Annotated in this window: 8 protein-coding genes; all 8 read left to right on the top strand. The window is 69.9% G+C overall.

Features of this window, described 5'->3' with window-relative positions; genetic code table 11:
- Positions 1–243: hypothetical protein (locus tag HB681_RS36270; RefSeq protein WP_213959741.1), on the top strand; the 243-nt coding region annotated here is incomplete at its 5' end.
- 51 nt (positions 244–294) lie between these two features.
- Positions 295–807 (top strand): RDD family protein, encoded by a 513-nt coding sequence (locus HB681_RS36265; RefSeq protein WP_213959740.1) that lies wholly within the window; start codon positions 295–297, stop codon positions 805–807.
- A gap of 16 nt (positions 808–823) precedes the next feature.
- Positions 824–1,558, top strand: coding sequence for an RDD family protein (locus tag HB681_RS36260; protein WP_213959739.1), 735 nt, complete (start codon positions 824–826; stop codon positions 1,556–1,558).
- Complete coding sequence (locus HB681_RS36255; protein ID WP_213959738.1) at positions 1,555–2,553, top strand: stage II sporulation protein M; 999 nt, start codon at positions 1,555–1,557, stop codon at positions 2,551–2,553. Before HB681_RS36260 ends, HB681_RS36255 begins: the two co-directional genes overlap by 4 nt.
- Complete coding sequence (locus HB681_RS36250; RefSeq protein WP_213959737.1) at positions 2,543–3,274, top strand: hypothetical protein; 732 nt, start codon at positions 2,543–2,545, stop codon at positions 3,272–3,274. Before HB681_RS36255 ends, HB681_RS36250 begins: the two co-directional genes overlap by 11 nt.
- A gap of 4 nt (positions 3,275–3,278) precedes the next feature.
- Entirely contained in the window at positions 3,279–4,040 is a 762-nt protein-coding gene (locus tag HB681_RS36245; RefSeq protein WP_256354708.1) for a DUF4129 domain-containing protein, read from the top strand.
- Complete coding sequence (locus HB681_RS36240) at positions 4,037–5,239, top strand: DUF4350 domain-containing protein (RefSeq protein WP_213959736.1); 1,203 nt, start codon at positions 4,037–4,039, stop codon at positions 5,237–5,239. The genes HB681_RS36245 and HB681_RS36240 overlap by 4 nt, the downstream gene beginning before the upstream one ends.
- A 16-nt stretch (positions 5,240–5,255) precedes the next feature.
- Complete coding sequence (locus tag HB681_RS36235; protein WP_213959735.1) at positions 5,256–6,251, top strand: MoxR family ATPase; 996 nt, start codon at positions 5,256–5,258, stop codon at positions 6,249–6,251.
- The last annotated feature ends 6 nt before the right edge of the window (positions 6,252–6,257 follow it).

The raw sequence follows: 6,257 nt of genomic DNA, 5'->3' as shown, positions 1-6,257 counted from the left end.
GGTGCCCGCGCCTGCGGCGCCCGGGGTCGCACAGCCGCCCGCACAGCCCGCGACGTCGCCCGCGCCGGCCGCGGCGCCCGCCTCTCCGACATCCTCCGCAACTTCGGCGGACCCTGCGTCGACACCCGCGCCCGCGACAAATCTCCCGATTTCGCCCTCGTGGACACGCGGTTGAGCACTTTGCGAATCAATGGTTGCCAGATCGTGAATTTTCCGTCCCGACCATTTGAAACAGCTACATAGAATCCGCGCTCGACCATCAAGGGCCCGCACTGCGGGAGGGGAGCAGGGAATATGCAGCCGACATCGCAGGACGAGCGCTATGCGCCGCCGCAGTCGCACGTCGAGGATGTGCAGTCAGACGATCGCAGGGGGCAATTGGCGGGGCGCTGGACGCGTCTGTTCGCCTACGTCGCCGATGGCGTCATCATGACCGTCGCGAGCCGCCTGCTCGCCAACTTCTCGCCGCTGGTCGACCCGGCCGCCAGCTCGCAGGGCCTCTGGACACTGCGGTTCGAGGACGTCGCGCTGGACCTCGTCGTCTTCCTGCTGCTGAACGGCTACCTGCTGGTCATGCGCGGCCAGACCATCGGCAAGGCCATCTTCAGGATCCGCATCGTCCGGCCCGGCGGCGCGCCGGCATCGGCAGCGCGCGTCGTCGGCCTGCGCTATTGCCTTGACGCGCTGATGGGCGTCACGACCGGCACGATATTGCTCTATGCGCTGGTCGACGGCCTGTTCATCTTCCGCAAGTCCCGCCGCTGCCTGCACGACATCATCGCGGACACGGTCGTCGTGCGCGCCTGACCCGAGGATCGCTCCCGTGCGCCTCGACACGCTCCACACTGCCGAAACGCCCGAAGGCATCGCCCTGTCGCTGCGTCCGGCCGGCCTGATGGCGCGCAGCCTGGCGTACCTGATCGACCTGGCGATCCGGCTCGTGGCCTTCCTCGTGCTCGCCATCGTCACCCAGTCCATGGGGGGCGTGGGCACGGCCTTGATGCTGATCAGCTACTTCATGCTGGAGTGGCTATACCCGGTGGTGTTCGAGCTTTCGCGTCGTGGCGCGACGCCCGGCAAGCGCGCGCTGGGACTGCGCGTGGTCATGGACTCGGGCCTGCCGGTGACGCCGGCCGCCGCGCTGATCCGCAACCTGCTGCGCACCGCCGACTTCCTGCCCGCGCTCTACGGCGCAGGCCTCGCCAGCATGCTCTTGCGCCGCGACAGCAAGCGCCTGGGTGACCTGGCGGCCGGCACGCTGGTGGTGTTCAGCGACAGCGTGAGCCTGCATGGCGAAGTACCGGCGGCCGAGCCGATGGCGCCGCAGCGTCCGCTGAGCATGCGCGAGCAGGCGGCCATCGTGTCGTGGGCCGGCCGGGCCCGCCGGCTCACGCCCGAGCGGCTGGAGGAACTGGCGCTGATCGCGCAGCCGGTGCTGCCGGCCGGCGCGCCGGGCGCCAAGGCCTCGCCGCGATTGCTCGGCGTGGCGCAATGGGTCATGGGCCGGCGCAACGGCAACGGCAACGGCAACGGCAATGGCCAGGAAGCGCGCCCATGACGCCGCTGCAATTCGAGGAAATGCACGCGCCCCTGTGGGCCGAGCTGGAAGCCGAGGTCGGCGTGGCCGAACGCAAGCGCAAGTTCGACGGGGCGCGGCTCGCGACGCTGTACCGGCGCGTCTGCGAGCACCTGGCGCTGGCGCAGGCACGCGCCTACCCGGTCCACATGACGCAGCGGCTGGAGACGCTGACGCAGAGCGCGCACCGGCTGATCTATCGCCGCCACGACTACGGCATGGCGCGCCTGGGCCGGCTGGTGCTGGTCGACTTCCCGGAGGCGGTGCGCGCGCATGGCGGCTTCCTGCTCGCGGCGGCCTTGCTGTTCACGCTGCCGCTGCTGCTGGCCGGCTTCGCGGCCTGGCACGACCCCGGCTTCATCCTGCACCTGCTGGGCGCCGACCAGGTGCAGAACTTCGAGCACATGTACGGCGACGATGCCGACGCCTTCGGCCGCAAGCGCGACGCCGACGACGACTGGACGATGTTCGGCTACTACATCATGAACAACATCGGCGTGGGTTTCCGCTGCTTCGCGTCCGGCATCTTCGCCGGCGTGGGCAGCGCGTTCTTCCTGCTGTTCAACGGCGTGCAGGCAGGCGCGGTCGGCGGCTACCTGATCCAGGCCGGACATGGGCAGAACTTCTGTTCCTTCGTCGTCACGCACGGCGCCTTCGAACTGACGGCGATCGTGCTGTCGGGTGCGGCGGGCTTGCGGCTGGGTCATGCCTGGCTCGCACCGGGACGCCATACGCGGCTGGAATCCTTGCGGCTGGCCGCGCACCATGCCGTGGTGGTGATCTATGGCGTGGTCGGGATGCTGTTGATTGCGGCTGCGATCGAGGCGTTCTGGTCGTCCGCGCGTTGGGTGGCGCCCGAGGTGAAGTACGGCGTGGGCGCGGCCTGCTGGCTGCTGGTGCTGGCCTATCTCGGCTGGCAGGGCCGGCCGCGCCGCACGGTCCAGGCGCCCCAGGGCGGAGACGGCCATGCGCGTTGACGGGCTGGCCATCGCGTTGCGGCCGCGACCCATGGCCGAGGCTGCCGACCTGGGTGCGGCGCTGGTGCGCCAGCATGCGGCATCGGTGTGGCGCAGCTTCCTGCCGCTCTATGCGGTGGTCGTGCTGCTGTCCCTTTGCACGGCAGAGTTCGCGACCTGGCTGCCGGCCACGCTGATCTTCATGCTCAAGCCTTGGCTGGACCGCAGCCTGCTGTTCATCCTGTCGCGCGCCGTGTTCGGCCAGGCCACGCGATGGAACGACCTGTGGCAGCAGCGCCGCGCCGTTTGGGGCGGGCAACTGTTGCGCAGCCTGTTCTGGCGCCGGCTGTCGCCGTGGCGCTCGTACACGCAGGCGGTGGAGCAGCTCGAAGGCCAGCGCGGCGGGGCGCGGCGCAAGCGTCGCGAGCAGATGCTGCGCGGCCGGCGCGGCGCCGCCACCGGCTTGCAGTTCGCATTCGCCAACGCGGAGATGGCTCTGTACATGGCCGTGTTGTCGCTCGCGCTGTGGTTCGCGCCAGAAGGCAGCCTGCGCAGCGTGTTCGGCTGGATCACCAATGAGTCGGTGCTCTCCAGCGTGCTGGTCGCGACCGCCTATGCCGCCGTCGTCGGGCTGCTCGAGCCGTTCTACGTGGGGGCGGGATTCGCGATGTATCTCAACCGCCGCGTGGAGTTGGAAGCGTGGGATATCGAGCAGGAGTTTCGCCGTGACTTCGCGGAGTGACCGGATGCGCGCCCGATGCGTCGGCATGGTCCTGGCCTGCGTCTTCGTGTGTGGCGTGGCGCAGGCCGCGACAACGCCGGACGCGCCCACGCGCCAGCAAGTCCAGGCCGCGGCGGAGGTCGTTCGCGCCGATCCGGACCTGCCCGGCACCAGGACCTCGAAGGAGCTGCGCTTCAAGGACCGCAGCAAGGAGGGCAAGCCCGACAAGCCCGAAGCGAAGAAGAAGGAAGAGAACGCCAGCGCCGGCTGGCTGGTCGACTTCTTCAGGGCGGTGAGCGAAGGCGGCCGCGTGCTGGTGTGGGTGCTGGGCGCGTTGCTGCTGGCCTGGGTCCTCGTCAGCCTTCGTCATTGGGTCAAGGTTCGTGCCGACGGCGCGCGGCATGCGATGGAACCCTTGCCCAGCCATGTCGGCGCACTGGACATCCGCCCCGAGACACTGCCCGCCGACATCGGCGATGCAGCCGCCGGCCTCTGGCAGCGCGGCCAGCAGCGCGCGGCCCTGTCGCTGCTCTATCGCGGCGCGTTGTCGCGGCTGGTGCATGTGCAAGCCGTGCCGGTGCGCGCGGCCAGCACCGAGGGCGAATGCGTCGCGCTGGCATCGCGCCTGCTGGCCCCTGCCCCGCAGGCCTTCTTTGCACGGCTGGTCGACGCCTGGCAACAGGCGGCCTATGGCGAGCGCATGCCCGCCACGGCCGGCGTGCTGGCGCTGTGCAACGAGTTCGACCGGCAACTGCCCGGGGCCGCACCGGCGGGCGCGACGCGATGAAGGACAACCTGATTCGCATCGTCGTCGCGCTGCTGCTGGTGGCTGCCGTGGCATGGCTGGTCGACGCCACCGAATGGGCCCCCACGGAAAGCCGCACGCCCGCGCGCGGCGAAGCGGCGACCAACGCCTTCTATGCAACGCAGAAGCTGCTGCGCGAACTGGGCGGCACGGTGGTGAAGCGCCCGGGCCTCGACCAGATGCCGCCCGCGCAGGCGCGGCTGCTGCTGGCATCGCGGCATTGGGACCTGTTTCCCGACCGGGCCGCCCGGCTGCGCGAGTGGGTGGAGCAGGGCGGGCAACTGCTCATCCCCGGCTCGATGGTGGGCCATGAGTCCTTGAAGGACTGGCTGCCCCTCGACAGCCGGATCGTCAAGGCCGATCCCAAGGCCGAGCCCGCTCCGAAGTCGTCCGCAGCCGCTGCCGCGAAGGACGCCGATTGCCGCACATTGACCGAGCCCGATTCCTCGCCGGCCAGCTATGCGGGCCTGCGCAACTTCCGCTTCTGCGGCGTGCACGCCGGCTCCGAATACGTCTCGAAGGACGGGAAGCGCATGCCGCTCTGGTCGATGCAAGGCCCGCGTGGCGCCGAGATGCTGCGCATGCCGATGGGCAAGGGCAGCGTGACCGTCATCGGCAGCTGGTCGGTGCTCACCAACGGCAACCTGCTGCGCGCCGACAACCCCTTGCTCGTGGCTGCCGCCCTGGAGGCTCGCGCCGGCGCGGAGTATTGGTTCGTCGTCGAGGAATCGCGCGAACCCTTCGTGCGCTGGCTCTGGCACAACGGCCAGGCCGCCATCCTGCTCGGCCTGCTGGCGCTTGGCGTCGCGCTGTGGCGTGCGGGCGTGCGCTTCGGGCCGCTGATCGCGTCGATCGGCACGCAGCGCCGCTCGATGGCCGAGCAGGTGCGCGGCACGGCCGAATTCCTGCACATGCACGGCGGTGACGCCTTGCATGCGGCCCAGGTGCGCGCGCTGGACGAATCGGCGAGAAGGCAACTGCGCCGCCATGCGCAGGGCGATGCCGGACAGCGCACCGCCGCCATCGCGCAAGCCACCGGCCTCGACGCGCGTGCCCTGTCGCAGGCGATGGCCTCGCGCAAGCGCGGCCCCGGCGCACTGGCGGCCGACCTCGAACTGCTGGAGACGGCACGACGCCGTCTCGATGCGAATGCGATCCCGCACGCGCCCACTTCACCTTGATACCCGAAAGATTCCCATGTCAGAAATCACCCCCGACGAATTAACCCGCGCGGCCGGCTGGCTCGACGCATTGCGTGCGCAGGTCGGCAAGGCCGTGGTCGGCCAGGCCGAGGCGATCGACCAGGTGCTGGTGGCGCTGGTCGCTTCCGGCCATGTGCTCATCGAAGGCATTCCCGGGCTCGGCAAGACGCTGCTCGCACGCGCGCTCGCGCAGGCCATGTCGCTGCGCTATGCACGTGTGCAGTTCACGCCCGACCTGATGCCCTCCGACATCACCGGCCATTCGGTGCTCGACCCGGCCGGGCGCGGCGAGAGCGGCATCGGCACCTTGCGCGTGCACCAGGGCCCGGTGTTCACCAACCTGCTGCTGGCCGACGAAATCAACCGCGCACCAGCCAAGACGCAGAGCGCGCTGCTCGAGGTGATGCAGGAATACCAGGTCACGCTCGAAGGCCAGGCGCTGCAATTGCCGCGGCCCTTCATGGTCATGGCCACGCAGAACCCGATCGACACCGAAGGCACCTATCCGCTGCCCGAGGCGCAGCTTGATCGCTTCCTGCTGAAGATCGACATCGGCTTCCCGAGCCATGAGGAAGAGAACGCGATCGTGCAACTCACCACGCAGCATCGCGCCGGCAACCAGTTTCCGCTGGACGCCGTCACGCCTTGCCTGGCCGAGGCGCAGGTGATCGAACTGCAGCGGCTCGCCTGCCTCGTGCACGCCGATGCGCGCGTGGTCGACTATGCGGTGCGCATCGCGCGCGCCACGCGCGACTGGCCGGGACTTTCATCCGGCGCCGGTCCGCGCGGCACCATGGCTCTGATCCGGGCCGCGCGAGCGACTGCACTGATGCGAGGCCGCGACTTCATCACGCCCGACGACGTGGCCAGGCAGGCGCTGCCGGCCTTGCGGCACCGCGTGATGATCTCGCCCGACGCGCAACTCGAAGGCCGCGGGTTTGACGACCTGCTGCGCGGCGCGCTCGACGGCGTCGAGGCACCCAGGCTCTGAGGTCGC

It is taken from the genome of Variovorax sp. dw_954 (genome assembly GCF_018449755.1).
In the GTDB taxonomy this organism is placed as follows: Bacteria; Pseudomonadota; Gammaproteobacteria; order Burkholderiales; family Burkholderiaceae_C; genus Variovorax.
The sequence above is the reverse complement of the archived record's forward strand: the minus strand, read 5'-3'. Positions and strand labels throughout refer to the sequence as shown.